The sequence below is a fragment of the Oribacterium sp. FC2011 genome, assembly GCF_000701645.1.
Taxonomy (GTDB): domain Bacteria; phylum Bacillota; class Clostridia; order Lachnospirales; family Lachnospiraceae; genus Oribacterium.
The window spans coordinates 22,116-46,496 of the sequence record NZ_JNJM01000014.1 but is presented as its reverse complement, the minus strand read 5'-3'; the positions used below and the strand labels follow the sequence as shown (position 1 = coordinate 46,496).

The window sequence follows — 24,381 nt, the reverse complement described above, 5'->3', positions numbered from 1 at the left end:
TTTTTATTATCCTTTTGCTGCAACTGCATCATGAATGGCTGTAACGGCTTCCTGAACTGTTGTGAGATGTTCAGCGGCATCGTCCGGAACCTCGATACCAAACTCCTCCTCAATTGCCATAACCACCTGAACAACATCCAGAGAATCCATCTCCAGATCATCCACAAACTTTGCTTCAAGTGTGATCTTGTCTGCTTTAACATGAGATACTTCTCTTATTATGATCTCTTTTAACTTCTCGAACTCCATGTTTTTATACCTCCTGCTGATCCGGCTCTGTATTACCGGATTCGATACTTGCTGCGATCTTATTTACCGCATCTGATTTAACGAAGTCGAAGCACTGTTGAACTGCATGAGTGATTTCGATGCCGTCTGTATTTCCGTGAACCTTTACAACGAGCCCCTTTAAACCGAGAACCGGAGCGCCGCCGTATTGCTTTGCGTCAAATTTTCCAAGGGTATCCTTAAGTGCTTTTTTAATGAGGATTCCTCCGATCATTGAGATGAAGCCGGACTTTATGGCACTCTTTATCTCTCCGAGGAGCATTTTTCCGGATCCCTCATAGGTCTTAAGGATACAGTTTCCTACAAATGCATCGCATATGATGACATCACAGGCCCCGAAAGGAATCTCTCTCGCCTCACAGGAACCTATAAAGTTTATATCCTCAACGGCCTTAAGAAGAGGCATGGTTTCTTTGACCAGCTGATTTCCCTTTTCTTCTTCTGCACCAACATTTACGAGACCTACGGTAGGATTCTTTATACCCACAACTTCCTTCATATAAATGGTGCCCATCTTTGCATACTGGACAAGCCATTCCGGTTTGGCGTCGATGTTGGCACCACTGTCCAGAAGCAGGCTTACACCGTTTTTTGTAGGGATGAGGGCTCCGAACGGAGGACGGGGAACACCCTTCGCGCGGCCTACTATGAGCTGACCGCCTGCAAGCACGGCTCCGCTGGAACCGGCTGATATAAAGGCATCAGCATTACCCTCTTTTACAAAATGAAGAGCCTTAACGATACTGGACTCTTTTTTTCTTCGTATGGCGATGACCGGAGCCTCGTGAAGAGAGATGACATCCGGAGCATCGACTATCTCCACCCTCTCTTTAAGGTCTGACTCACTGATACCCCATTCCTTTGCGTGGGAAAGCTCAGACTTTACTGCAGCCTCCGGACCGAAAAGAAAAAGCTTTGTATCCGGAGTAACACTTAAAGACTTAAGAGCACCCTTGACAATGGCAGAAGGCGCGTTGTCTCCGCCCATACAATCTATTGCAATCTTAACCATTATATTCCTTAAATGAATCCTTTCGTAATAATGCATTCTGAAGGAAATTCTGATAAAAACAGAATTAGCCGAACACTAGCATATTCTAATATGCGTGATGATTCGAGTCAAGTGTATAGGCAAGCAAGAGCCGGAGGGCGCCCTGATTATAATGGATGCCCTCCGGCTTTGAATCATACTATATTTTACTTTTCAGCCTCAGCTGCGTTCTCGTCAACGATCTGCTTCTGAACATCGCCCGGAGCCTGCTCGTATCTTACGAACTCATATTCGTAGTCGCCGGCACCACCGGTCATTGAGCGAAGATCTGTACTGTAGCCGTAGAGACTTGACATAGGAGCTTCAGCCTGGATAACCTGCTTGCCCTGTCCGATGGACTCCATACCAAGTACTCTTCCGCGGCGCTTTGTCATATCGCCCATGATGTCACCGGTATTGGCATCGGGAACAGTGATCTTTACTGCAGCAATAGGCTCAAGGATAACAGGCTGGCACTTCATGAAGGCATCCTTAAATGCCATGTTGGCAGCTGTCTTGAACGCCATATCGGAAGAATCTACAGGATGGTATGAACCGTCAAGGAGTGTTGCCTTGATACCAACTACAGGATAGCCTGCAAGAGGTCCCTTCTCGGTTCCTTCCTGAATACCCTTTTCAACAGCAGGGAAATAGTTCTTAGGAACTGCTCCGCCGAATACCTTCTCTTCGAAGATGTAAGGTGTCTCAAGATCGCCTGAGGGCTCGAACTGCATGATAACATCACCAAACTGACCGTGTCCGCCGGACTGCTTCTTATATCTGCCCTGAACCTTGGCAACCTTCTTGATGGTCTCCTTATAAGCAAATCTTGGCTTTTCAAGGATAATGTTTACATTGAAACGCTCCTTGATCATGGAAGCAACAACTTCAAGCTGCTGATCGCCGATACCGTAAAGCAGTGACTGACGGTTGCCCGGATCAGCAACAGCCTTAAGGGTCTTGTCTTCATCCATCATACGTGCAAGAGCTGTTGAAAGCTTATCTTCATCAGTCTTGTTCTCGGCACGGTATGCCTTATAGGTGTATGGCTTGGAAATCTGAGGTCCGTGATAAACGATAGGTGCATTTCTGTCAGCCATGGTATCACCGGTTCCGGTAACTGTAAGCTTTGCTACTGCACCGATATCTCCGGCCTTGAGCTCATCAACTTCGATATTCTCTTTTCCGCGGAGGATGTAGATCTTACCGATCTTCTCCATCTGTTCCTTGTTTACATTGTAAACTTCGGTGTTAGGTGTAAGGGTTCCTGTGCAGACCTTAAGGAGTGAATATTTGCCCATGAAAGGATCTGCGATGGTCTTCCAAACCTTTGCAGTAAGTGTTGCATCGGAATTGTATTTAGCTGTGAAACGTTCGCCGTTGGATGCGTCTACACCGACTGTCTCGAACTCATTGGGAGCCGGGAAATACTTGTCGATAACCTGAAGGAGGACATTGAAGCCCTGGATGTTGATACCTGAACCCATAAGAACAGGAACCATTTCACAGGTTCTTACACTCTTTCTGAGAGCTGCCTGAATCTCTTCTACTGTGAACTCTTCTCCGCCAAAATACTTCTCCATGAACTCGTCAGATGTTTCTGCAACCGCCTCAAGAAGAGCATTTCTTGCGATACCGAGGTTCTTCTGAACATAGTCAGGAATCTCTGCAGCTTCATACTGGTTAAGCTTGGTGAACTTACGTCCTTCCATCTTAACTACGTTAACGAAACCTACGAATTTTTCATTTTCTCTGATTGGAATCTGGAAAGGTGCGACAGATCTGCCGAAACGTTTCTCAAGATCGAGAACCAGCTGACGGAATGATGCATGATCATCGTCCATGTTGGTTACGAAGAAGAGACGTGGAATGCGGAACTTCTCGCATATATCCCATGCCTTTACAGTGCCCGGTTCGATACCGGCCTTGCAGTTGACAACAATGATAGCTGCGTCGGCAACGGAGATAGCCTCCTCTACTTCGCCCACGAAATCGAAGTAGCCCGGAGTGTCGAGTATATTGATCTTTAAATCTCCGCTCTCGCCCTTGTATTCTACAGGGATTGTTGATGTGGAGATTGAAAACTTTCTCTTTATTTCCTCTTTGTCAAAATCTGAAACTGTGTTGCCCTCAGGGATGCTGCCCATACGGCTTGTTGTGCCGGTTACGTAAGCAAGCGCCTCGGCTACAGTTGTCTTTCCTGCGCCGCCATGTCCCAAGAGAACAACATTACGTATGTTGCCGGTGTCATATACCTTCATAAGTCTTACCTCCTGTCTTCTCAAACGCCGGTCACTTATTTATTTTGCCTTAGGCAAGTGATCAGGCGCTGCGATCCGTTTTCACGTTACCCGGATCCGCTGTATGCATACGAAGTATGTGATATGTAGATATTTTACTAAAAAAGAAGTCATAATACAAGAAAATAGGAAAATATGTATAAAGATTCTAAAGAGAAAATAAAAAGCATGATGCAAAAAATAAAAATAATCCCGGTGTTTTTTTCTATACTTGAAAGCTTTTCCTAAACCGGAAACCAATACAATAGGGACGGTTCTCTCCGAAGAGAACCGTCCCTACTGGTCGTGATAAGATCTTATTATCTTATGTCATACATGTATCTCTTAAGTGTTGTGAGGGCCTTTTCCTTTGCCTCTTCCTCGTAGAAGGAAATGCGGAGGGCGCCTTCACCATGGTCACGGGCATTGTTGATGCCGATGTTCTTGATGGAGATACCCTTGGATGCAAGGATAACGGATATAGTGGAGATGGCACCTACCTCATCCGCAATATCAACCGAGAAGCTGTAATCCGGTGTAAGGGCTCCCTTATTCTTTGAGTCAATGGAATTTCTGTAGGCACGGGAACTCTCAAACATATGAAGGATCTTCTTGTCGGAAACCTCCTTTTTAAGGGAAGTTGAAATATCCTGCAGAGACTCAATGTAGCTGTCCAGAAGTGTCACAAGGGGCACAGAGTTTGTATCACAGATCTGCTCCCACATCTCAGGGCTTGAGCTTGCGATACGGGTAATGTCTCTGAAACCGCCGGCTGCGATGGTCTTCATAAGATGTGATTCATCGTCTGAATCCTTTACGATATTTACCAGCGAGCTTGCAATGATGTGCGGAAGGTGTGAAACCGCAGCCACTGCCCTGTCATGACGGTCCGCAGGAACTATGATGGGGATTGCTCCGAGAGATGTTGCCACCTCTCTCAATGTATCCACAAGTCTCGGGTTCTGGTCTGATACCGGTGTGATGATATAGTAAGCATTGGAGAAAAGATAATCTGTAGCAGCTTTATAGCCGGTTTGTTCAGATCCTGCCATGGGATGTCCGCCGATGAACTTGTCCTGAAGTCCAAGCTCAAGAGCTTTATTGCATACTGCGGTTTTGGTTGAACCGACATCTGTAAGAACCGCACCGTCCTTCAGAAGTTTGCCGATGTTCTCCATGTAAGAAATGTTGGTTTCCACCGGTGCACAAAGAAATACTATGTCAGCCTCGGAAAGTCTCTCGCTGTCAGGAGCATCCAGTACCACATTTACGATACCTTCCTCCTGCGCCACCTCAAGATTGGACTTATTTCTTGCGTAAGCCATGATACGCATGGTTGGATCCTTTTTCTTGAGTCCCTTTGCTATTGAACCTCCGATGAGGCCAAATCCTATAAATGCTGCTGTTTTCATAATCATCTTCCCCTTCTTATAATAATATTTTGGCACTTACACACTTTAACGCGTTTAAGTGTAAAAGTCAATGTCTGAATTATAGAAGTTATCTTAGTTCATTAGATCAAAAATACTCATCTGGTTCGATTCAGGAATGTCTCCCAGAAGTCCAAGCTCGCTGAACTTTTCCACGAAGCCCTTCGGGCAGTGTGTCCTGTTAATAAAGTCGTCCTTACTGAGATATCTGACTCCGCTCTTACCGCCGTCCTCGATGCCCTGGGCAACGGCTTCACCGAGACCCGCCATGGAGGTGAAGCTCGGCATGATCTTTTTGTCAGGAGTGATGGTAAAGTCCTTTGCCTTTGCCTTATAAATGTCAAGAGGCGCAAACTCGATGCCACGGGCATACATTTCTTCACATATACGCATGTCGCGGAGACACACGGCTTCAGTGTTGGTAGGCTTCGGAATGTTTAAATACTGGTCGATATAGAACCTGAGTTTATCGATTCCTCCGCACATCTTGTCATAATCGAAGCCATCGGCACGGATACTGAAGTAGGCGGTGTAGTACTCTATAGGGTGGAATACCTTACACCAGGCAACACGCCATGCCATCATAACGTAGGCTGCGGCATGAGCCTTCGGGAACATGTACTTTATTTTCTTGCAGGCGTCAATGTACCACTGAGGCACATCATGATCCAGCATGTCCTGACACCATTCGTCCTTAAGAGGCTTATGCTTACGGGTGGCCTCCATGATGCTGAAGGATTCTCCCGGATCCATGCCCTTGTGCATAAGGTATACCATGATATCGTCTCGACAGCAGATCGCCTGCTGCAGGGTGGTTATGCCATCCTTAATGAGATCCTGGGCATTATTGAGGTATACGTCTGTTCCGTGGGACAGGCCTGAAATCCTTATGAGATCGGAAAAATACTTCGGCTTTGTGTCCTCAACCATCTGCATAGCAAAAGAGGTACCGAATTCGGGGATTCCGAGACAGCCCAGCTTCACTCCATGAATATCCTCCGGCTTAATGCCGAGGACTTCCGTTGACTGGAAGAGACTCATTACTTCCTTGCAGTCAAGGGGGATATCCTTAACGGGATCAATGCCTATGAGATCCTGGAGACGACGTATCATGGTGGGATCGTCGTGTCCCAGGATATCAAGTTTCAAAAGGTTATGGTCGATTTTATGATAATCGAAATGGGTGGTGATGATGGGGGATTGCATATCATTAGCCGGATGCTGTACCGGTGTAAATGTATTGATCTCCTCACCGTGAGGAAGTACTACGATTCCTCCGGGGTGCTGACCGGTGGTACGGCGCACTCCCACGCACCCCTGAACCAGACGGTCTATTTCTGCGGTTCGTTTTTCAATTCCCTTTTCTTCATAGTATTTTTTGACCATTCCGTAGGCTGTTTTATCTGCAAGGGTACCTATGGTTCCTGCCTTAAAGGTGTGGCCTTCTCCGAAAATGACTCCGGTGTAGGCATGGGCCTTTGCCTGATATTCTCCGGAGAAGTTAAGGTCGATATCCGGTTCCTTGTCACCCTTGAATCCAAGGAAAGTCTCAAATGGTATATCATAGCCCCAGCGATTTAACTCGGCTCCACACTTCGGACACTTCTTCGGTGGCATATCGCAGCCTGCCATACCCGAGTACTGCTTTACCTCAGGTGAATCAAAATCATACCAGAAGCATTCAGGGCAGACATAGTGCGGGCTCAGAGGGTTAACCTCTGTGATATGTGACATGGTGGCTGCGAAGGAAGAACCTACAGAACCACGGGAACCAACCAGATAGCCATCCTCGTTTGACTTGTCAACAAGCTTCTGGGCAATAATATACATAACGGAGTAACCGTTTGAAATGATTGAATTAAGCTCCTTTTCCAGTCTGTCGGAAACAATCTGAGGGAGGTCCGGTCCATACATTCTATGGGCGGTTTCATAACAGATCTCTCTCAGAGTTTCATCAGAGTTTTCGATAACCGGCGGGCACTTGTCGGGACGCACCGGCTTTATCATGTCACACATATCCGCTATGAGATTCGGATTGTCAATAACTATCTCCTTTGCTTTCTGCGGCTCAAGGTATGAGAATTCCTGAAGCATTTCATCGGTTGAACGGAAATAAAGCTTGGCATCACTCTCTTCTTCGTCGAAGCCGCGTCCTGCCTGAATGATGGTCCTGTAGATATCATCCTCAGGATTAATGTAATGACAGTCACAGGTTGCACATACCGGTTTTCCCAGCTGGTCCGCAATGGATATGATCTTATTGTTGTAATCTATAAGGTCCTGCTCTGTAGTGGCGGTATACTTTTCGTTTCCCAGCATAAAGCTGTTGTTTCCGAGAGGCTGGATCTCCAGGTAATCGTAAAAGGATGCTATATCAATCAGCTGTGCGTCGTCCACTCCGCGTATCATGCTCTGGAATACTTCTCCCATGACACAGGCGCTTCCGATAATGAGTCCTTCTCTGTATTTCCTGAGTAAGGACTTGGGAATACGGGGCCGTGACTTAAAGTAGTTAAGGTGACTTTCTGATACCAGGCGGTACAGGTTTATACGTCCGATGTCGTTTTTAGCCAAAAGGATGATATGGTAAGTGGGAAGCTTCATGACATTGGCAGCGTGGTCAAATTCCAGCTTGTCGATGTCTGAAAGCCTTGTGCAGCCGCGCTGCTTTACCATTTCTATCTCTTTGATATAGATTTCGGCAGTACATCCCGCATCGTCTACAGCGCGGTGATGATGCTCGAGGGAGACATTAAGCTCCTTGGCAACAGTATCCAGTTTGAATCTGTTGAGTTTAGGAAGCAGCAGTCGGCTGAGGCTCACCGTATCAATGATGGTAGGGTCATAGGAAAGCCCGAGGCGCTTTGCATTTTTGCTTATAAAGCCGGTATCGAAGGAGGCATTGTGAGCGACTATAACCGCGTCTCCGCACCATTCGAGGAATTTAGGCAACACCACTTCTATCGGATCGGCATCCATGACCATGGAGTCGTCGATGGAGGTGAGCTGTGTGATACGGAACGGAATAGGCACACCGGGATTTATGAAAACATCCATGCGGTCCACGATTTCATTGTTGTGAAGCTTTACCGCACCGATCTCGATAATGTGGTCGGTCTCGGCACTGAAGCCGGTGGTCTCGATATCGAAAACCACGGTGTCATGGAAAAGCTCCTGACCTTTATCATTGACAACTATGGTCTCCTGATCATCCACCAGGTATCCTTCACATCCGTAAATTATCTTGAAATCTTTATCACGGCCTATCTTTTTCAGATAAATGCTTGCGTCCGGGAAGGCCTGGACCACACCGTGATCTGTGATGGCCATGGCATTCATTCCGAAGGAAATGGCGGTATCGATATAATCACATACATCTGAGACGGCATCCATATCTGACATTTTTGTATGGAGATGGAGCTCCACGCGCTTTTCCGGATGGCTGTCGGTTCTTTTGGCGCGGGTTATCTGGTACTTGAGGATACCGTCGATAAAGCTCATTTCTACCTGCTTGTCAAAGGAGTCAAAGGAAACAGAACCCTTTATGAGAAGGTCTGTTCCCGGTTTGATAAATGAGGTTGCAAGCTCCATATCTTCGTCATCCACGAATATTTTGCAGGTTATGGAATCGGTGTAATCTGTGATGTCAAACTTAAGTATATTTTTGCCGGTTTTGGTATGAACCGGATCATGTACCAGGAAGATGGTTCCTGCCATAATAATGTTTCCGGATCCGGCGTCCACATCCTTGAGGGAAACAGGCTCTCCTTCAAAGTATCTTCCGTAAAGGACTTCGGCGTTTTCGGACATCTTAAAGGCGCGTTTTTTGCGCTGGAACTGGGTATTGCCTCCGCCGAAACGACTGCTGCCATTTTGAGAACCCTGGTTTTGAGTCTGATTTCCCCCGTTGGAGCCTGAATTCCGGTTTGCCATATTGAGGTCTAAGCTCATGCGGGCATTTTGAGCTTCCAGAGCTGCAGCAGCTGCATCACGTTCGTTGGCATTGGCAGAACTATCCCTGTCAGGAATTGCGAAACTGTCGGAGCCCCTCATGAAGCCTTCTGATTTCTGAAGTTCTGCTCTCCGGCGTCTTGACTCATCGGTGTCTCCCCTAAGCTCCGGAGGAATGTAGTTATAGCCGGGATCCTTTGATGCGGAACTCTGCTTTTCTTCATAAAGCATGTTAAGGTTAAAGGCTATGGAACAACGATCTTCAAAAAGACGTTTAAGGGCATGAAGAAGTTCCCTGCTGGCCTCTTTGTACAAGTGGGAATTTGCCACCTTGAGATCCATGGTGTCATCGTCCTTCCAGGAAATCTGACCGGTAGTCATCATGTTATAGAGGATGATGTTGAAGTTCCTGAGTTCTATAAGGATGCTTTCACGGTACATGTCAAACAGAGTTCTGGCATTGTACTGTGCGCTGAGACGGAAATTCTCCTTGATACTTACAGCTATTTTCTTTTTACCGAAAAGCTGGTCTTTGATGAGTTTTTCCATACGAAAAACAGTCCTCTTATCTATAAGATGAGGACTTGTGATGTAGATTCGTATCTGTGTATGATCTTTTGTAATGGTGACACGGGTTACAAAGGTGTCACGAAATAATCCCTCGAGGTCATCGCTGACCTCGAGAGTTTCAAATACTTCGAAAAATTTTTTCATTTTCTGGTGCACCGCCCTCGCATTCCACGGTATCTGCGGTACAGCCCCCTCTCTGATATAAAAAGTTCAAAGTGAAATACCGATACTTTCGGCATTCCCTGATGTTTAATGCATTAAAAAACTGTCACATCTTCTCGATCTCAGCCTTAAGAGTAGACAGAAGCTCTGCCTCCGGTACTTTACGGATGATCTCACCCTTCTTTATAAGGAGACCTTCACCTTTCCCCCCGGCGATACCGATATCGGCTTCCTTTGCTTCTCCGGGACCGTTTACAACACAGCCCATAACAGCAACCTTCAGATTCTTATAGTCATATTCCTCCACAAGAGTCTGTACTTCATTTGCAAGGCTTATAAGGTCAATGTTGGTTCTTCCGCAGGTCGGGCAGGAAACAACTTCTATGCCGCCGGTCCTTAGGCCAAGAGTCCTTAAAATAAGCTTTGCTGATTTGATCTCTTCTACAGGATCTGCGCTCAGTGAAACACGGATGGTATTTCCGATACCCTGACCTAATATCATGCCGAGACCTATTGAAGATTTAATGTTTCCGGACCATACTGTTCCGGCCTCGGTAATTCCTACATGAAGAGGGTGTCGGGTCTTGTCAGCAATAAGTTCGTGAGCTCTTGTACACATAAGAACATCCGAGGACTTAATGGAAATAACCAGATTGTCATAGCCCATATCTTCGATGAGCTTTACCTTCTGAAGTGCAGATTCCACTATTCCTTCGGCAGTGACATGACCGCCGTACTTTTCGATGAGATCCTTTTCAAGAGAACCGGAATTTACTCCCACACGGATGGGGACGTTGTGAGCCTTTGCGCAGTCAACAACGGCCTGTATTTTTTCGTTTGAACCGATATTTCCCGGATTGATACGGATCTTGTCCGCACCGTTTTCCATGGCAGCTATGGCCATCTTGTAATCAAAATGGATATCCGCCACGATGGGGATATGAACCTGCTGCTTTATTTCCTTAAGGGCCAGTGCTGCCTCATTTGTGGGGACGGTGCATCTGATTATCTCGCATCCGGCTTTTTCAAGTCTCAGTATCTGTTCAACAGTGGCCTTTACATCCTCTGTTTTGGTATTGCACATTGACTGGATCGCAACGGGATTGTTTCCGCCGATCTTTACGTTTCCAATGTTTACAACTTTAGTGTTCTCTCTTGGTAACATTTACATTAACCTCCAAGTATAGAAGCATAGGCTCCTGAAATGATATTCCAGATATCGTTTGACAGTATGACAAGCATCAGCATAAGTAAGGCTGCCATGCCGATCTGATTGATGCGCTCCTCGACGGAAAAAGGAAGCCTGCGTCTCGAGATCATTTCGAAAAGAATGAATATCAGTCGTCCTCCGTCAAGGGCTGGTATGGGCAAAAGATTCATGATGCCGAGATTTGATGACAGCATGCTTAAAAGTTCCAGGAAAACCAGAAAGGCATTAAAAAGACCGTATTCCGAGGACTTCTCAACAGTAGTACTCATGACGCTGACGGTACCAACGGGTCCCATGACTTCATTTCTGTGTACTCTTCCTTTGGCAATGAGTTTCAGGCTCTGGATCACGATGGTGAGATCATACCGGAATTCATAGTAGGAATACTTTATGAACTCCATGGGGGTTGATGCAAGCATCCGACCACCGTAAAATGCAAGCCCAAGCTTGTAAGCTTGCTGCTCTTCATTGTAGTAGGGCTTAAAGGTGATAGTTTCTTTTCTGCCATTACGGAGAACCACAGCGTCAAGCAAGGTGTTTTCATCAAAGTCCTCAGCATTGATATACATCCACATGAAAAGATCTCTGTACCCGGGCATTCTGGAAAGATGTTCTCCATGACGTCCCAGATATATGAGGTTATCTTCCTGCTGAAAACCGGCTTCTGCAGCGGGAACATTTTCAACTGTATCGGTTATATACAGAGGGTCGAAACCGCAGAAAAAAACGATAACTGCCGCAAAAACAGCAGCCAGAATAAAGTTGTTCATTACTCCGGCGATACAAATGAAGAATCGCTGTAGGGCAGGTTTCTGCTGGAAGCTGTATTTAACGATTTCGGATTTTCTGAAACGGACACCGTCATAGTCGATCCATGGATCACCGGTATTTTCCCGGTCCGGCAGTTCTTCCCCGAAAGACACAGAAAAATCTCCGGAACCGGCGGAGTCTTCTCCCAGCATGGCACAGCTTCCGCCGAGTGGCAAAAGCTTCAGTGAGTAACGGGTGTTGTTTTTTACCCGGCTTATAAGTCTTGGCCCCATGCCTATGGAAAACTCAAGAACACCCACATGGCATAGCTTGGCAGCAAGAAAGTGTCCGAGTTCATGGAAAAATATTAAAAAACTCAAGCCCAGAAGGGCGACAATTATTCCCAAGTTTATATCTCCTGTCAGCGTACTATTTTTGAGTTGGTTTTTACATAATCCCTTGCCCATTTCTCTATGGAAAGGATTTCTTCCACAGAGGGAGAAGCCACTACATGGGCTTCGTGGGCATTCATAGCTTCTTCGATAACATCGGCTATTTCAAGGAAATCTATCCGGTCTTCAAGGAACATAGCAACCGCTTCCTCATTGGCTGCGTTGTAAACAGTTGGCATGGATCCGCCTGTTCTTCCGGCACGGAAGCCAAGGGCGAGACCCTTAAAGGTATCCATGTCAGGGTCTTCGAAAGTGAGCTGACCTAATTTTGCCAGATCAAGTCGCTGATCCTCCGGAAGCGCCCGACGGTCAGGTGCATAAAGAGCATATTCGATGGGGATCCTCATGTCAGGAAGACCAAGCTGAGCCTTTACGGAGCCATCCACATACTGGACAGCTGAATGGACGATGGACTGAGGCTGTACAACAACCTTTATCATATCCACAGGAACATCGAAGAGCCAATGGGCTTCCAGAACCTCCAGACCTTTGTTTACCATGGTGGAGGAATCTATAGTGATCTTTCTTCCCATAGCCCAGTTAGGATGCTTAAGGGCATCTTCTTTTGTTTTACCCCTGAGTTCCTCCCGCTTTTTTCCTCTGAAAGGACCGCCTGAAGCAGTAAGAAGGATCTGCTCTATTCGGTTATGAGGTTCTCCCGTGAGGGACTGCCAAATGGCGCTGTGTTCCGAGTCTATAGGCTTAATGTCTATACCGCACTCTGCTGCCAGGGGCATGATGATGTGCCCTGCGCATACCAGGGTTTCCTTGTTGGCGAGAGCAACCTGTTTATGAGCCTTAAGGGCTGCGATGGTAGGCTGGATTCCTATCATTCCCACAACGGAAACCACAACCTCATCACAGTTTTCCATGGTTGCAATCTCGATAAGTCCTTCCATTCCGGAAAGAACCTTCACAGGTAAGCCGAAGCCTTTGAAGGTCTCAGCTTTTTTCTCGTCATATATGCAGACTACTTCAGGATGAAGTGCTTCTACCTGCTCTTTTAATTTATCAATGGAACCGTAAACAGCGAGACCTGTGACTACTATCTCCGGGTCACCATTTATGACATCGATAGTCTGGGTTCCTATGGAACCTGTGGAACCAAGTATTACCAATCTTCTCATAAACATTAATCCTCTTTCAGATATTTAAAAATGTTAAGGCAAAATAAACTGCAGGTGCAGTGAAAATCAGTGAATCAAATCTGTCCATGATACCTCCGTGACCGGGGATCAGGGTACCGTAATCCTTTACCTCATAATCCCTTTTGATGCCGGAAGCGGTGAGGTCTCCCACCATGGAGATGAGTGCTCCGATTGCGCAGGCAATGGCACATGTTGCTCCCGGGTTAAGGATATAGGTAAAACGGCTCTGAAGGATCGTGGCATAAACAAAACCAAGGAGCGCTGCTCCTATGACCCCTCCGACTGCTCCTTCCACGGTTTTTTTGGGACTCAGTATGGGAGTCATTTTGTGTTTTCCTATGAGCATCCCCGTGCAATAAGCAAAGGTGTCTGAACCCCAGCTGGCAATAAAAATGAGCCATACAAGATATACTCCGTCAGGCATGACACGGGTCTGATACAGATAACTCATCATGATGCCGGCATAGCAGACGCACATAAAGGCTTTTGCCACTGCTGTGATCTTATAGGTTGGATAAGTAATGACGTAAAAAGACATGAGAGCCATGAGACTCAATACCACCATAAGAGTGAAGTATTTGTCCAAATCAAACCAAACTATCACATAATAAGCTATGGTGGTAAGGTAGCCCACGAATCCCAGTGATCTTTTCTCTATTCCGAAAACCCTGTACAGTTCGAAAAGACCTATCATGGAAATGAGGAAGGTCAGAAGAAACAGGGGCAGACCTCCCATGGGCACTATTATTGCCGCGAGAATAACCAGAATTATACCGCTTATAAGTCTCGTGATGAAGGAACCGGGTTTCTTTTCATTATGATCTTTTTTTAAATTATCTGTAGCTGACATATGTATTCCCATTGATCATATAAGGTTCCGCAGGCTGCAATATGCAGAACGGCAGAACTTTATACAACAAAGACAGGCTTCTTTTCTATCGCAGGTGCGTCGAAATAAACTGTCGACGCATCGCGGGCAGGTAAGGGAATATCATTGCCCGAACCCGATTGGTAAAAGAAGCCTGAGTCAAAATCTATTTTTTTAATCTGCCGCCAAAACGACGTTCGCGGCTGTTGAAGTTATCGATGGCCTTCAATAACTCTTCTTTGTTGAAGTCGGGCCAGAGAACCTGAGTTATATAATATTCCGCATAGGCACTCTGCCAAAGAAGGTAGTTTGAAATCCTGAATTCACCGGAAGTCCTTATGACGAGATCCGGATCAGGCATCCCGCTTGTATCGAGATAACCGGAAAATGCCTGTTCTGTCAGAGCTTCTATCTCCTCCTCGGATTTTCCTTCTCTCAGAGCCTCAAGGGTATATTTTCTTACAGCCCGGACGATTTCGTCTCTTGAACCGTAGTTTACCGCAAAGACAAAAGTCATTCCCGTGTTCTGAGCCGTTTCCTTCTCGAGACTCTCGATGCCCTCCCGGATGTCCGGGGCAAAGCGGCTTCTTTCACCTATCATGCGGGCTTTGACATTGTGCTCATTTGCAACCTTAATAAGCTTGACCATATATAAACGGAAAAGCTTCATCAGGGCTCCTACCTCTTCCTCTGAACGTTTCCAGTTTTCTGTTGAAAATCCATAGACGGTCAGATACTTTACTCCGAGTCGTGCACAATCCGCAACGATGGTTTCAAGAGTTTCGCAGCCCTGCTTGTGCCCCATGGCTCTGGGAAGTCCCCGTCTTTCTGCCCATCTTCCGTTTCCGTCAAGAATAATGGCGATATGAGCAGGGATATTGCGGCCTTCGTTATTTATGATATCGTTAACGTTTTCCATATTAAACAGTTAAGAGTTCCTTGTTCTTTGCTTCAACAGACTTGTCGATCTTCTCGCACATGTGGTCTGTAAGCTCCTGAATATCCTTTGTTGCACGGGTAAGATCATCCTCTGTCATCTCAGATGACTTCTCGAGCTTCTTTGCAAGATCCATGGCATCACGACGGATATTTCTGATGGCGATCTTAGCCTCTTCGCCTTTCTTCTTAACATCCTTTGTGAGTTCCTTACGTCTCTCCTCTGTAAGCTCAGGGAAAACGAGACGGACAACAGTTCCGTCATTTGTCGGGTTGATACCGAGATCAGACATATTTATAGCCTTCTCAATCTCTTTAAGCAGGCTCTTGTCCCATGGCTGGATCTGAATAAGACGTGCCTCGGGAACGGAAATGTTACCTACCTGCTGAATAGGTGTCGGTGTGCCGTAGTAATCTACCATGATACGGTCCAGCACATGAGGGTTTGCACGTCCTGCACGGATAGTTGCAAGCTCTGACATGAGGTTGTCATGTGTTTTGTGCATCTTCTCGATATAAATGGTAAATTGATCATCCATAATTAAATCCTCCTGTTTAAACCCGGTGTTTCGGGATAATGTATATTTTTATGCTGTAACTCTGGTGCCGTTTATCTGTCCCTTGAGAGCATTGGCAATTCCGTTTTCTTCGTTAAGAGAGAAAATAGCCAGCGGCATATGGTTTTCCATGCAGATAACAGATGCAGCCAGGTCTATAACACCTAAACGCTTGTCTACTACTTCCTGGATGGAAAGTTCATCAAACTTCTTTGCATCAGGATTTATCTTTGGATCTGAGTCATATACCCCATCGATAGCCTTGGCAAGAAGTATTTCGTCACATTCCAGTTCAACTGCACGGAGAACTACGCCGGTATCTGTTGAAAAGTAAGGGTGACCGGTTCCGCCTGCGCAGAATACAACTGTTCCCTCTGCCATGGCATTGAGAGCTTTGTCTTTATTGAAAAGATCTGCCATATCCCCAATCTGTATCGAGGACATGACCATGGTTTTCATACCCTGTGTTCGGAATATTTCAGATACATATATACAGTTCATGACTGTGGCAAGTATTCCCACCTGATCGGCTTTATAGCGGTCTACAGCCTCGGACTGGCGGCCTCTCCAGAAATTTCCGCCGCCGATAACTATGGCGATCTGTACACCTTCATCTACTGCTGACTTAACTTCTCTGGCAACTTCTCTGATAGTATCATCATCAAAGCCGAAATGTTTTTCGCCGGCAAGGGCTTCGCCGGAAAGTTTCAGCATAACTCTTCGTTCATTTGACATAAAAATATCTCCATTCTGCCAATTCTCAGGCATATAGTAATGAAGGATGATCCTTCATACCTTTATATGTTATTTTAGACTAAAATAGGACAGCTTAAAAGTGCCTACATTAAGGTTTATTCTAGCATATTACAAAGTAAGGGGCAACAAAACAGAAAAATCCCCTGAGGCTTTTGCCTCAGGGGAAAACTGATTCTAAGTCTTATTCAAATGAACCGTACATGAAGTACCAGTAGCCGTATGGTGAATGCCATGTGCCCTTGAGATTTGGCTTCTGGAGCCAGAACTCATTGTAGTACGCAATAGGAGCCATAGCAGCATCATTAAGAAGAACCTGCTCTGCCTGATGAAGAAGATCGTAATGCTTGTCAATGTCAGTTGTGCTTCTTGCTTCATCTACAAGCTTATCAAACTCTGCTGATGAGTACTTACCATCGTTGTTTCCGTTGGTGGTCTCAAGAAGGTTGATCATGTTTGAAGGATCATCCCAGTCATATACCCAACCGTTACGTGCAACGTCGAAGTTGCCTGCACGACGGTCAGCTGTAACAGTCTTCCACTCCTGGATGTTTACATTCATGGTTAATCCAAGCTCAGCCCATGCAGACTGGAGATACTCGGCAACTGCCTTGTGGTATCCGGAATCATTTGTAAGGTAGTCAAATGCAGGGAAACCTTCACCATTTGGATAGCCTGCCTCTGCAAGAAGCTCCTTTGCCTTTTCAAGGTTGGCGTCGTAGTTCTCGATATCAAAGTGATCGCCGTACTTTTCCTTTGTTACATCTACAAAAGAAGAACCTTCAGCTGCATCAGATACGCCGGCACCTACAAAGTTTGTAGCAGGTGAATATGTACCCTGCATGATGGTATCTGCAACATACTTACGGTCGATGGCAAGTGAAAGTGCCTCACGCACCTTGGCGTCATTGAAAGGCTCCTTCTGTGTATTGAAGGTTACATAGTAAGTTCCCATAAGAGGCTCTACATGGAACTCTTCGTTACCATTAAGAGTAGGTATCTCTTCAGTAGGAACATCCTTAATCATATCAAGCTCGCCCTGGTTGTATGCGGTGTATGAAGTATTGGAATCCTCGATAAGATGCCATACAATCTTGTCGAAAGTGATGTTTTCTGCATCCCAGTAGTACGGATTCTTCTCAAATACGATCTGAGAACCGTCTGTGAACTCAGTCATATAATAAGGACCGTCTGTGATATAAGTTGCAGGATCGGTTGCCCAGCTATCTCCGGCAGCTTCGATGGTTGCCTGCTGTACAGGAACCATAACTGTAAATGCAGCAATCTTGTCAAAGTAAACACAGGGATTTGAAAGGTGAACAACAAAGGTGTTGTCATCGGTAGCTTCTACCTGAAGGGCGTCAATGTCTCCCTTTGAAGCTTCTTCATAACCGGCAACAACATTAAGAAGGTCATAGCCGTAAGGTGCAGCAGTATTAGGGTCTGCAACTCTCTTCCAGGAATAAACAAAGTCATTGGCTGTAAGAGCGCTTCCGTCTGACCATTTAAGATCAGGTCTCAGATGGAAAGTCCATGTAAGACCGTCCTCTGATTGTTCCCAGCTTTCTGCAAGACCTCCTACGATATCGTTGTTCTGATCGAACTTGAGAAGACCTTCAAAAGCATGAAGAATCATGTTTGCACCATCAGATGCAGAGTTAAGTGCAGGGTCGATGGTCTCAGGTGAAGGACCTCTCTGTACATTAAGTACCTTTTCGGCATCAGATGACTCTGAAGCATTGCCTGGCGCAACTGATTCAGGAGTGGTGGATGAACCACCGCAGGCTGAAAGCAAAAGTGCTGCAGATACAGCTGCTGCAACAATAGCGGTTAAATTCTTTTTCATAAATACCTCCGTTTTTCATTATATATTACTTCAATTAAGTTTATCCAGATGATGACATGCTGCATAGTGTCCTGGCTTAACTTCTTTGAATTCAGGTTTTGTCTGTGCACAGAGCTCGTCCGCATAAGGACATCTGGTCCTGAAAGGACATCCTGAAGGCGGATTCATGGGAGAAGGTACATCTCCGTTTAGGATGATACGTTTGGAAGCTCTTGCAGTTTTTGGATCTGCAATAGGTATAGCAGAAATAAGTGATCTTGTATACGGATGCATCGAGTGGAAAATGAGTTCATCGGAATCTGCAAGTTCCACCATGTTTCCAAGGTACATAACACCTATTCTGCTGGAAATATGATTTACGATGGAAAGGTCATGGGCAATAAACAGATAAGTAAGACCCATCTTCTGCTGCAGATCCTCGAACATGTTCACAACCTGTGCCTGGATAGAAACATCAAGCGCCGAAACCGGCTCGTCACAAACTATAAACTGAGGATCAACTGCCAGAGCCCGGGCAATGCCTATACGCTGACGCTGTCCGCCTGAGAACTCGTGAGGATAACGGTTTGCGTGCTCACTGTTGAGACCAACTGTTGAGAGAAGCTCAAGTATCTTTTCTCTACGTTCTGCCTTTGTCTTGTAGAGTTTATGTATATCAAGGGCTTCACCAACTATATCTCCAACTGTCATACGAGGATCAAGTGATGCGTAGGGATCCTGGAATACGATTTGCATCTTACGGCGATATGGAAGCATATCCGCTTTAATATTGCTTTCTGAGTTGAAAATCACATTTCCATCATATACTATTTTTCCGGAAGTAGGCTCTGTGAGTCTCAGAATGGAACGTCCTGTGGTGGTTTTTCCGCAGCCTGACTCTCCAACCAGACCGAAGGTTTCTCCCTTCTTGATAAAGAAGCTGACATCGTCAACAGCCTTAACTACTTTTTTTGTTCCTGCTACGGGAAAATACTGTTTGAGGTGGGATACTTCAAGTAAGATATCTTCTTTATTCATCAGTTTTCACCTCCTGCGTTTAATGCTTCCCTTATGACGATGCCATGGTCATCTGTGGAAACGGTGGTTTTTCCCATTTCGAAGTCTTCCTTCTGCTGAAGCCAGCATCTTGAATAATGAATGCCCTCATAGTTGTTTCTTAAAGGCTTCTTATCAAGACAAATCTTCATGCAGCTCTTACATCTCGGAGCAAAGCCACAGCCCTTTGGAGGATTAAGAAGATCCACAGGCTGTCCTTCGATAGGAATCAGTCTTTGGTACGTCTGTTCCGCAAGGTTTGGGATAGACTTAAGAAGTCCCTTTGTATATTCGTGCTTGGGATTATAGAAAATGTCGTCGGTGGTTCCGTATTCAACGATCTCTCCTGCATACATAACTGCAATATGATCGCACATGCTTGCAACTACACCGAGATCATGGGTGATCATGATGATTCCCATGCCAAGCTTTTTCTTAAGATCCTGCATAAGGTCAAGAATCTGGGCCTGGATGGTAACGTCAAGGGCTGTTGTTGGCTCATCGGCGATAAGGAGCTTAGGTTCACAGGCAAGAGCCATAGCGATCATGACACGCTGACGCATACCGCCTGACAGCTCATGAGGGAACTGCTTTAGGCGCTTATCGGGCTCATTGATACCTACAAGGGTGAGAAGCTCTTTTGCTCTTGCGGTAGCTTCCTTTCCTTTCTTATCGGTATGTAGCCTGATGGCTTCCTCCAACTGGTTTCCTATGGTCCAGACAGGGTTAAGAGAAGTCATGGGATCCTGGAAAATGATGGATACTTCCTGTCCGCGGATACGTCTCAGTTCCTTCTCTGTCATCTGATCAATGCGATGACCGTTGAACTCAACGGAGCCGCCCATGATCTTTCCGTTCTCTGCTGTAAGACCCATGATGGAGTAGGCTGTTACGGATTTACCTGAACCTGACTCTCCTACGATGCCGAGGACTTCACCCTCCTTCATCTGTATGGTTACATCATTTAAGGTCTTGACCTCTCCTGCAGGAGTGAAAAAGGAAAGACGTTCATGCTGTATATTTACTAAGTATTCTGATTCTGCCATGTTAATCTCCTTACTTTTGCTTCATCTTAGGATCGAAGGCATCACGAAGACCATCACCTAAAAGATTGAAGCTCAGGATAATGATAAAGATAAGTGCAGCAGGTGCGAAAAGCTTTTCCGGATAGGTCTGGAAGCCGTTGAGCGCAGCACTTGCAAGGGAACCCAGTGAAGGCATGGGAGCCTGAACACCGAGACCAAGGAAACTGAGGAAAGACTCAGTAAAGATAGAGCTTGGTATCTGAAGTGTTGTGGTAACGATAAGTGTTCCCAGACAGTTTGTGATGAGATGCTTTCCGATAATACGCTTGTCATCTGCACCAAGAGCCTTTGCGGCAGTAACGTACTCCGACTGCTTGAGAACCATGATCTGTGAACGGACTATACGTGCCATACCAACCCAGTAAAGGAGGGCAAACACTATGAACATGGAGATCATATTTGGTCCAAGCTTCTCTATCCATCCAAAACCCGGAGCTGCACCAAGCTTTTCCAAAGGGAACTTAAGGGTCTGGGCAAGAAGGATGATGATAAGGACATCAGGTACGGTATAGATGATATCGACTATACGCATCATGATCATGTCCACCATACCGCCAAAGTAACCTGCTATGGCACCGTATATAGAACCTATAAAGAGGATAAGGACGGAGGCTACGATTCCGACGGTCATGGATACTCTTCCGCCAACCAGAACACGGATCATATAGTCACGTCCGTTCTGGTCTGTACCCAGAAGATGAGGAAAAATATTTTCACCGGCAGCTATCTTCTGCTGCTCCATCTTTGAAAATGCCATGGGAGCAAGTCTTTCCGAACCCTTGATCTGTTCCTCGTATCCATATGGATAAAACATGGGAACTATGTAACAGAAAAACATGATTATAAGCACTATGGTAAGTGCTGTCATGGCAATCTTATTTCGGCGAAAACGCTGTATGCCGTCTTTGAAGAAGCTTACAGATTCACGCATGACATTTAATGACTGCTTCTCCTCTGTAGAGGCAGGAGCAAAGTCGTCAACATTGAGCTGAAGACTCAATGGGTTTTTAGCTTTATTTTCAGACATATGAGGAATTTCCTTTCGGTGGTTTAGCCTATCTCAAAACATCAGGTTTTAATCCTGAGGACAGGACTTTTTTATCACTTAAGTTTGATACGTGGATCGATAACTGCGTAAAGTATGTCTACGATAACATTCATGCAGATGACGAAGACCGCCAGGAATATGGTGGTTCCCATGATCATAGGATAGTCACGGGAGGTGATGGCTCCAACGAATTCAGAACCAAGTCCCGGGATATTGAAGATCTTTTCAATGATGAAAGATCCTGTCATAAGTGATGCAAGTAAAGGTCCAAGGTAGGTAACTACCGGCAGGATGGCATTACGCAAGGCATGCTTGAAAATAATCAGTAAGGTACTTACACCCTTTGCTCTTGCTGTTTTCATGTAGTCCTGACCGATAACATCCAGCATTGAAGAACGCATGAGACGTGCTATATAAAATGTCGGATAAAGAGCAAGTGCTGTTACCGGCATGATATAACTTTCGGGAGTTGTGAGTCCCAGAGACGGAAGCAGCTTGAGCTTCGTTGTAAATACATACATAAGAAGTGTTGATGAAAGGAACGAGGGTATGGCTATTCCAGCCGTGGACAACACCACCAGAATATTATCTACAAGCTTTCCCCTGTTAAAGGCTGCAACAGAGCCCAGTGGAACTCCGATGCAGACTGCAACAATAAGCGCACAGGCACCAAGTCGCGCAGAAACAGGGAACTTGGTCGAGATGATCTCAGCTACAGTACGACCTCTCTTCTTGAGGGACAAACCGAAATCACCGTGAAGAAGACCACTGAGATATGTTAAATATTGCTGCGGCAGCGGCTTGTCGAGACCGTACTTGGCTTCCATCGCAGCCTGAGCCTGCGGTGTGACCGCCTTTTCTGCCAGGAAAGGTCCGCCGGGAACCAGATTCATGATACAGAAAGTCAGAGTTGCGACAAGGAATGCCGTGACCACAGCCATAATTACTCTTTTCGCTATGTATTTTGGCATAATAAAAAACCTCCTTGATAATCAGACATAATGAGAAATATACATTATAGTTATCTCTATTTCAAGGATAAAATTTAATGGTTTAAAGTGTATGATGTTTAAATCACTAAATATGTTTGTTCACAACGGACAAACATTTGTCTATTGTACGTGTACACTAAAAAACAGAAGCTTTGATCGCTTGATATGAAATATTGATATGGTAAACAGCTTTAATATGAAAATATGCCAATATCAAAATGGTAAGTTTCTATAGGTTTAGTTATGTAATTTTGATCCACCCGATGTTCCAAAAAAACAAAAGCCGAAGCCTTGCCATATAGTCAGGCAAAGCTTCGGCTGAAACCGGATTAAATATTAAAATACTATACCTACGTATGTTAAGTGAAAGATGCGTCCTTGCATCATCAGTTATGGAATAACTTTGAAGTCTGGTACTGCGGTTCGCAGGTGACATTGATGCCAAGCTTCTTGAAGGTGCGGGCGTCTACTTCGGAAAGAATTACTGAGCTGTGTACCTCGCAGCCCTTAAGCTTTTCAAGCTGCTGCATGGCGATTTCTGCATTATTGTCTGTGGTTGCACAGATGGTAAGCGCAATGAGGATCTCATCGGTATGAAGTCTCGGGTTACGGTTACCCAAATGCTCGGTTTTTAAATGCTGGATAGGCTCGATGATCTCTCTTGAAATAAGATTTACAGAGTCATCTATTCCGCCCATTACCTTAAGGGCATTTAAAAGCATGGCTGAGCAGGCTCCAAGTAAGGTTGAAGTCTTTCCGGTTACGATGGTTCCGTCTGAAAGCTCGATGGCTGCTGCGGGCTCTCCTGTCAGCTCTGCCTTTTGCTTTGCTGCGGCAACAGCAGGTCTGTCATCGCTGGAAACATTGGCCTGTTCCATGAGAAGCTGAAGCTTGTCAACCACCTGCTGTGTACCGTCACCTTTACGGAGGTCACATAATGCAGTGTAGTAACGACGGATGATCTCCTGACGTGATGCATAGCTACAGTTGTCATCATCAACGATGCCATAGCCTGCCATATTTACACCCATGTCTGTAGGGGACTTATAGGGAGATTCACCGTAAATGCGCTGGAACATGGCATTAAGAACAGGGAATACCTCTACGTCGCGGTTATAGTTAACTGTGGTCTTGCCATATGCTTCAAGATGGTAAGGATCGATCATGTTTACATCATTGAGGTCCGCAGTGGCTGCCTCGTAAGCAAGGTTTACAGGATGCTTGAGCGGAATGTTCCAAATCGGGAAGGTCTCGAACTTGGCATAGCCTGCCTTAACACCATGCTTGTTCTCCTGATAAAGCTGTGAAAGACATACTGCCATCTTTCCTGAACCGGGACCGGGAGCTGTAACGACAACCAGGGAGTGGGTTGTCTGAATGTAGTCATTCTTTCCGAAACCGTCATCGGAAATAATGAGCGGAAGGTTTCCGGGGTACCCCTGTATGGGATAATGTCTGTATACCTTGACGCCAAGGCTCTCGAGCTTCTTCTGGTAGGCAACGGCACTTTCCTGACCGTCAAATCTGGTGAGTACTACAGAACCCACGAAAAGACCGTAGCTTCTGAAGGCGTCGATAAGGCGGAGTACATCCATGTCATAGGTTATGCCGAGATCTCCTCTTACTTTGTTTTTTTCAATGTCTCCGGCATTGATAACAACAACTATCTCAACGTCTTCCTTTAACTGGGTAAGCATACGGATCTTACTGTCGGGCTGGAATCCGGGAAGGACTCTGGAAGCGTGATAATCATCGAACAGCTTGCCTCCGAACTCGAGATACAGCTTGCCTCCGAATTTGGAAATACGCTCTCTGATATGCTCGGACTGCATCATTATATACTTGTCATTGTCAAAACCTTTTTTAAACATATTTGTGCTCCCTGAAAAAATTTAGACGAAAAATAACCTAAGAAAGTATAAATTTACTTAAATAAGATGTCAACGTGAGTTATGTACATTATATTGATTTTTCTTGACTGATTTTAATGC

The 24,381-nt window shown here is 45.6% G+C and carries 18 protein-coding genes; all 18 read right to left on the bottom strand.

Annotation, left to right across the window (positions count from 1 at the left end):
• Window positions 1-6: 6 nt before the first annotated feature.
• The 18 genes from acpP to T357_RS0112105 all read right to left on the bottom strand — a co-directional run bounded on the left by acpP (window position 7) and on the right by T357_RS0112105 (window position 24,261).
• Complete coding sequence (gene acpP / locus T357_RS0112190; RefSeq protein ID WP_031552984.1) at window positions 7-249, bottom strand: acyl carrier protein; 243 nt, start codon at window positions 247-249, stop codon at window positions 7-9.
• Between the two features lie 4 nt (window positions 250-253).
• A complete protein-coding gene (plsX, locus tag T357_RS0112185) occupies window positions 254-1,300 on the bottom strand; it encodes a phosphate acyltransferase PlsX (RefSeq protein WP_044916872.1) in 1,047 nt (348 codons plus the stop codon).
• A gap of 185 nt (window positions 1,301-1,485) precedes the next feature.
• A complete protein-coding gene (locus tag T357_RS0112180) occupies window positions 1,486-3,579 on the bottom strand; it encodes an elongation factor G (protein ID WP_031552977.1) in 2,094 nt (697 codons plus the stop codon).
• A 338-nt stretch (window positions 3,580-3,917) separates the two neighbouring features.
• Window positions 3,918-5,015 carry a prephenate dehydrogenase gene (locus T357_RS0112175; protein WP_031552974.1) on the bottom strand — a complete coding sequence of 366 codons (1,098 nt, stop codon included), beginning with the start codon at window positions 5,013-5,015 and terminating at the stop codon, window positions 3,918-3,920.
• 87 nt (window positions 5,016-5,102) lie between these two features.
• Window positions 5,103-9,692 carry a PolC-type DNA polymerase III gene (locus tag T357_RS0112170; protein ID WP_031552971.1) on the bottom strand — a complete coding sequence of 1,530 codons (4,590 nt, stop codon included), beginning with the start codon at window positions 9,690-9,692 and terminating at the stop codon, window positions 5,103-5,105.
• A 124-nt stretch (window positions 9,693-9,816) separates the two neighbouring features.
• On the bottom strand, window positions 9,817-10,875 hold the full coding sequence (gene ispG / locus T357_RS0112165) for a flavodoxin-dependent (E)-4-hydroxy-3-methylbut-2-enyl-diphosphate synthase (protein ID WP_031552968.1): 1,059 nt from the start codon (window positions 10,873-10,875) through the stop codon (window positions 9,817-9,819).
• A gap of 5 nt (window positions 10,876-10,880) precedes the next feature.
• Window positions 10,881-12,077, bottom strand: coding sequence for a M50 family metallopeptidase (locus T357_RS0112160; protein ID WP_031552966.1), 1,197 nt, complete (start codon window positions 12,075-12,077; stop codon window positions 10,881-10,883).
• A 14-nt stretch (window positions 12,078-12,091) separates the two neighbouring features.
• Window positions 12,092-13,249 carry a 1-deoxy-D-xylulose-5-phosphate reductoisomerase gene (locus tag T357_RS0112155; protein ID WP_031552964.1) on the bottom strand — a complete coding sequence of 386 codons (1,158 nt, stop codon included), beginning with the start codon at window positions 13,247-13,249 and terminating at the stop codon, window positions 12,092-12,094.
• A gap of 16 nt (window positions 13,250-13,265) precedes the next feature.
• Window positions 13,266-14,120, bottom strand: a complete 855-nt coding sequence (locus T357_RS0112150) for a phosphatidate cytidylyltransferase (protein WP_044916870.1) — start codon at window positions 14,118-14,120, stop codon at window positions 13,266-13,268.
• Between the two features lie 184 nt (window positions 14,121-14,304).
• The gene (locus T357_RS0112145) at window positions 14,305-15,057 is read right to left on the bottom strand and encodes an isoprenyl transferase (protein WP_031552959.1); all 753 of its coding nucleotides are present in this window, start codon (window positions 15,055-15,057) and stop codon (window positions 14,305-14,307) included.
• 1 nt (window position 15,058) lies between these two features.
• Complete coding sequence (frr, locus tag T357_RS0112140; protein ID WP_029200677.1) at window positions 15,059-15,613, bottom strand: ribosome recycling factor; 555 nt, start codon at window positions 15,611-15,613, stop codon at window positions 15,059-15,061.
• 48 nt (window positions 15,614-15,661) lie between these two features.
• Window positions 15,662-16,366: a UMP kinase gene (gene pyrH / locus T357_RS0112135; protein ID WP_031552955.1), complete on the bottom strand. Its 705-nt coding sequence runs from the start codon at window positions 16,364-16,366 to the stop codon at window positions 15,662-15,664.
• Window positions 16,367-16,568: 202 nt separating this feature from the next.
• Window positions 16,569-18,230 (bottom strand): peptide ABC transporter substrate-binding protein, encoded by a 1,662-nt coding sequence (locus T357_RS0112130; RefSeq protein WP_031552953.1) that lies wholly within the window; start codon window positions 18,228-18,230, stop codon window positions 16,569-16,571.
• A gap of 30 nt (window positions 18,231-18,260) precedes the next feature.
• The gene (locus T357_RS0112125; RefSeq protein WP_031552951.1) at window positions 18,261-19,247 is read right to left on the bottom strand and encodes an ABC transporter ATP-binding protein; all 987 of its coding nucleotides are present in this window, start codon (window positions 19,245-19,247) and stop codon (window positions 18,261-18,263) included.
• Window positions 19,247-20,311 carry an ABC transporter ATP-binding protein gene (locus T357_RS0112120; RefSeq protein WP_081828153.1) on the bottom strand — a complete coding sequence of 355 codons (1,065 nt, stop codon included), beginning with the start codon at window positions 20,309-20,311 and terminating at the stop codon, window positions 19,247-19,249. Before T357_RS0112120 ends, T357_RS0112125 begins: the two co-directional genes overlap by 1 nt.
• 10 nt (window positions 20,312-20,321) lie before the next feature.
• Entirely contained in the window at window positions 20,322-21,377 is a 1,056-nt protein-coding gene (locus T357_RS0112115; protein ID WP_031552945.1) for an ABC transporter permease, read from the bottom strand.
• 74 nt (window positions 21,378-21,451) lie between these two features.
• Window positions 21,452-22,369: an ABC transporter permease gene (locus T357_RS0112110; RefSeq protein WP_031552942.1), complete on the bottom strand. Its 918-nt coding sequence runs from the start codon at window positions 22,367-22,369 to the stop codon at window positions 21,452-21,454.
• A 407-nt stretch (window positions 22,370-22,776) separates the two neighbouring features.
• Complete coding sequence (locus tag T357_RS0112105) at window positions 22,777-24,261, bottom strand: DUF1846 domain-containing protein (protein ID WP_031552939.1); 1,485 nt, start codon at window positions 24,259-24,261, stop codon at window positions 22,777-22,779.
• Window positions 24,262-24,381: the final 120 nt, after the last annotated feature.

Excerpts from the sequence above, each read along its gene's own strand:
- acpP (WP_031552984.1), bottom strand. The coding sequence starts at position 249 with ATGGAGTTCGAGAAGTTAAAAGAGATCATAATAAGAGAAGTATCTCAT.
- plsX (WP_044916872.1), bottom strand. The coding sequence starts at position 1,300 with ATGGTTAAGATTGCAATAGATTGTATGGGCGGAGACAACGCGCCTTCT.
- T357_RS0112180 (WP_031552977.1), bottom strand. The coding sequence starts at position 3,579 with ATGAAGGTATATGACACCGGCAACATACGTAATGTTGTTCTCTTGGGA.
- T357_RS0112175 (WP_031552974.1), bottom strand. The coding sequence starts at position 5,015 with ATGATTATGAAAACAGCAGCATTTATAGGATTTGGCCTCATCGGAGGT.
- T357_RS0112170 (WP_031552971.1), bottom strand. The coding sequence starts at position 9,692 with ATGAAAAAATTTTTCGAAGTATTTGAAACTCTCGAGGTCAGCGATGAC.
- ispG (WP_031552968.1), bottom strand. The coding sequence starts at position 10,875 with ATGTTACCAAGAGAGAACACTAAAGTTGTAAACATTGGAAACGTAAAG.
- T357_RS0112155 (WP_031552964.1), bottom strand. The coding sequence starts at position 13,249 with ATGAGAAGATTGGTAATACTTGGTTCCACAGGTTCCATAGGAACCCAG.
- T357_RS0112150 (WP_044916870.1), bottom strand. The coding sequence starts at position 14,120 with ATGTCAGCTACAGATAATTTAAAAAAAGATCATAATGAAAAGAAACCC.
- T357_RS0112145 (WP_031552959.1), bottom strand. The coding sequence starts at position 15,057 with ATGGAAAACGTTAACGATATCATAAATAACGAAGGCCGCAATATCCCT.
- frr (WP_029200677.1), bottom strand. The coding sequence starts at position 15,613 with ATGGATGATCAATTTACCATTTATATCGAGAAGATGCACAAAACACAT.
- pyrH (WP_031552955.1), bottom strand. The coding sequence starts at position 16,366 with ATGTCAAATGAACGAAGAGTTATGCTGAAACTTTCCGGCGAAGCCCTT.
- T357_RS0112130 (WP_031552953.1), bottom strand. The coding sequence starts at position 18,230 with ATGAAAAAGAATTTAACCGCTATTGTTGCAGCAGCTGTATCTGCAGCA.
- T357_RS0112125 (WP_031552951.1), bottom strand. The coding sequence starts at position 19,247 with ATGAATAAAGAAGATATCTTACTTGAAGTATCCCACCTCAAACAGTAT.
- T357_RS0112120 (WP_081828153.1), bottom strand. The coding sequence starts at position 20,311 with ATGGCAGAATCAGAATACTTAGTAAATATACAGCATGAACGTCTTTCC.
- T357_RS0112115 (WP_031552945.1), bottom strand. The coding sequence starts at position 21,377 with ATGTCTGAAAATAAAGCTAAAAACCCATTGAGTCTTCAGCTCAATGTT.
- T357_RS0112110 (WP_031552942.1), bottom strand. The coding sequence starts at position 22,369 with ATGCCAAAATACATAGCGAAAAGAGTAATTATGGCTGTGGTCACGGCA.
- T357_RS0112105 (WP_031552939.1), bottom strand. The coding sequence starts at position 24,261 with ATGTTTAAAAAAGGTTTTGACAATGACAAGTATATAATGATGCAGTCC.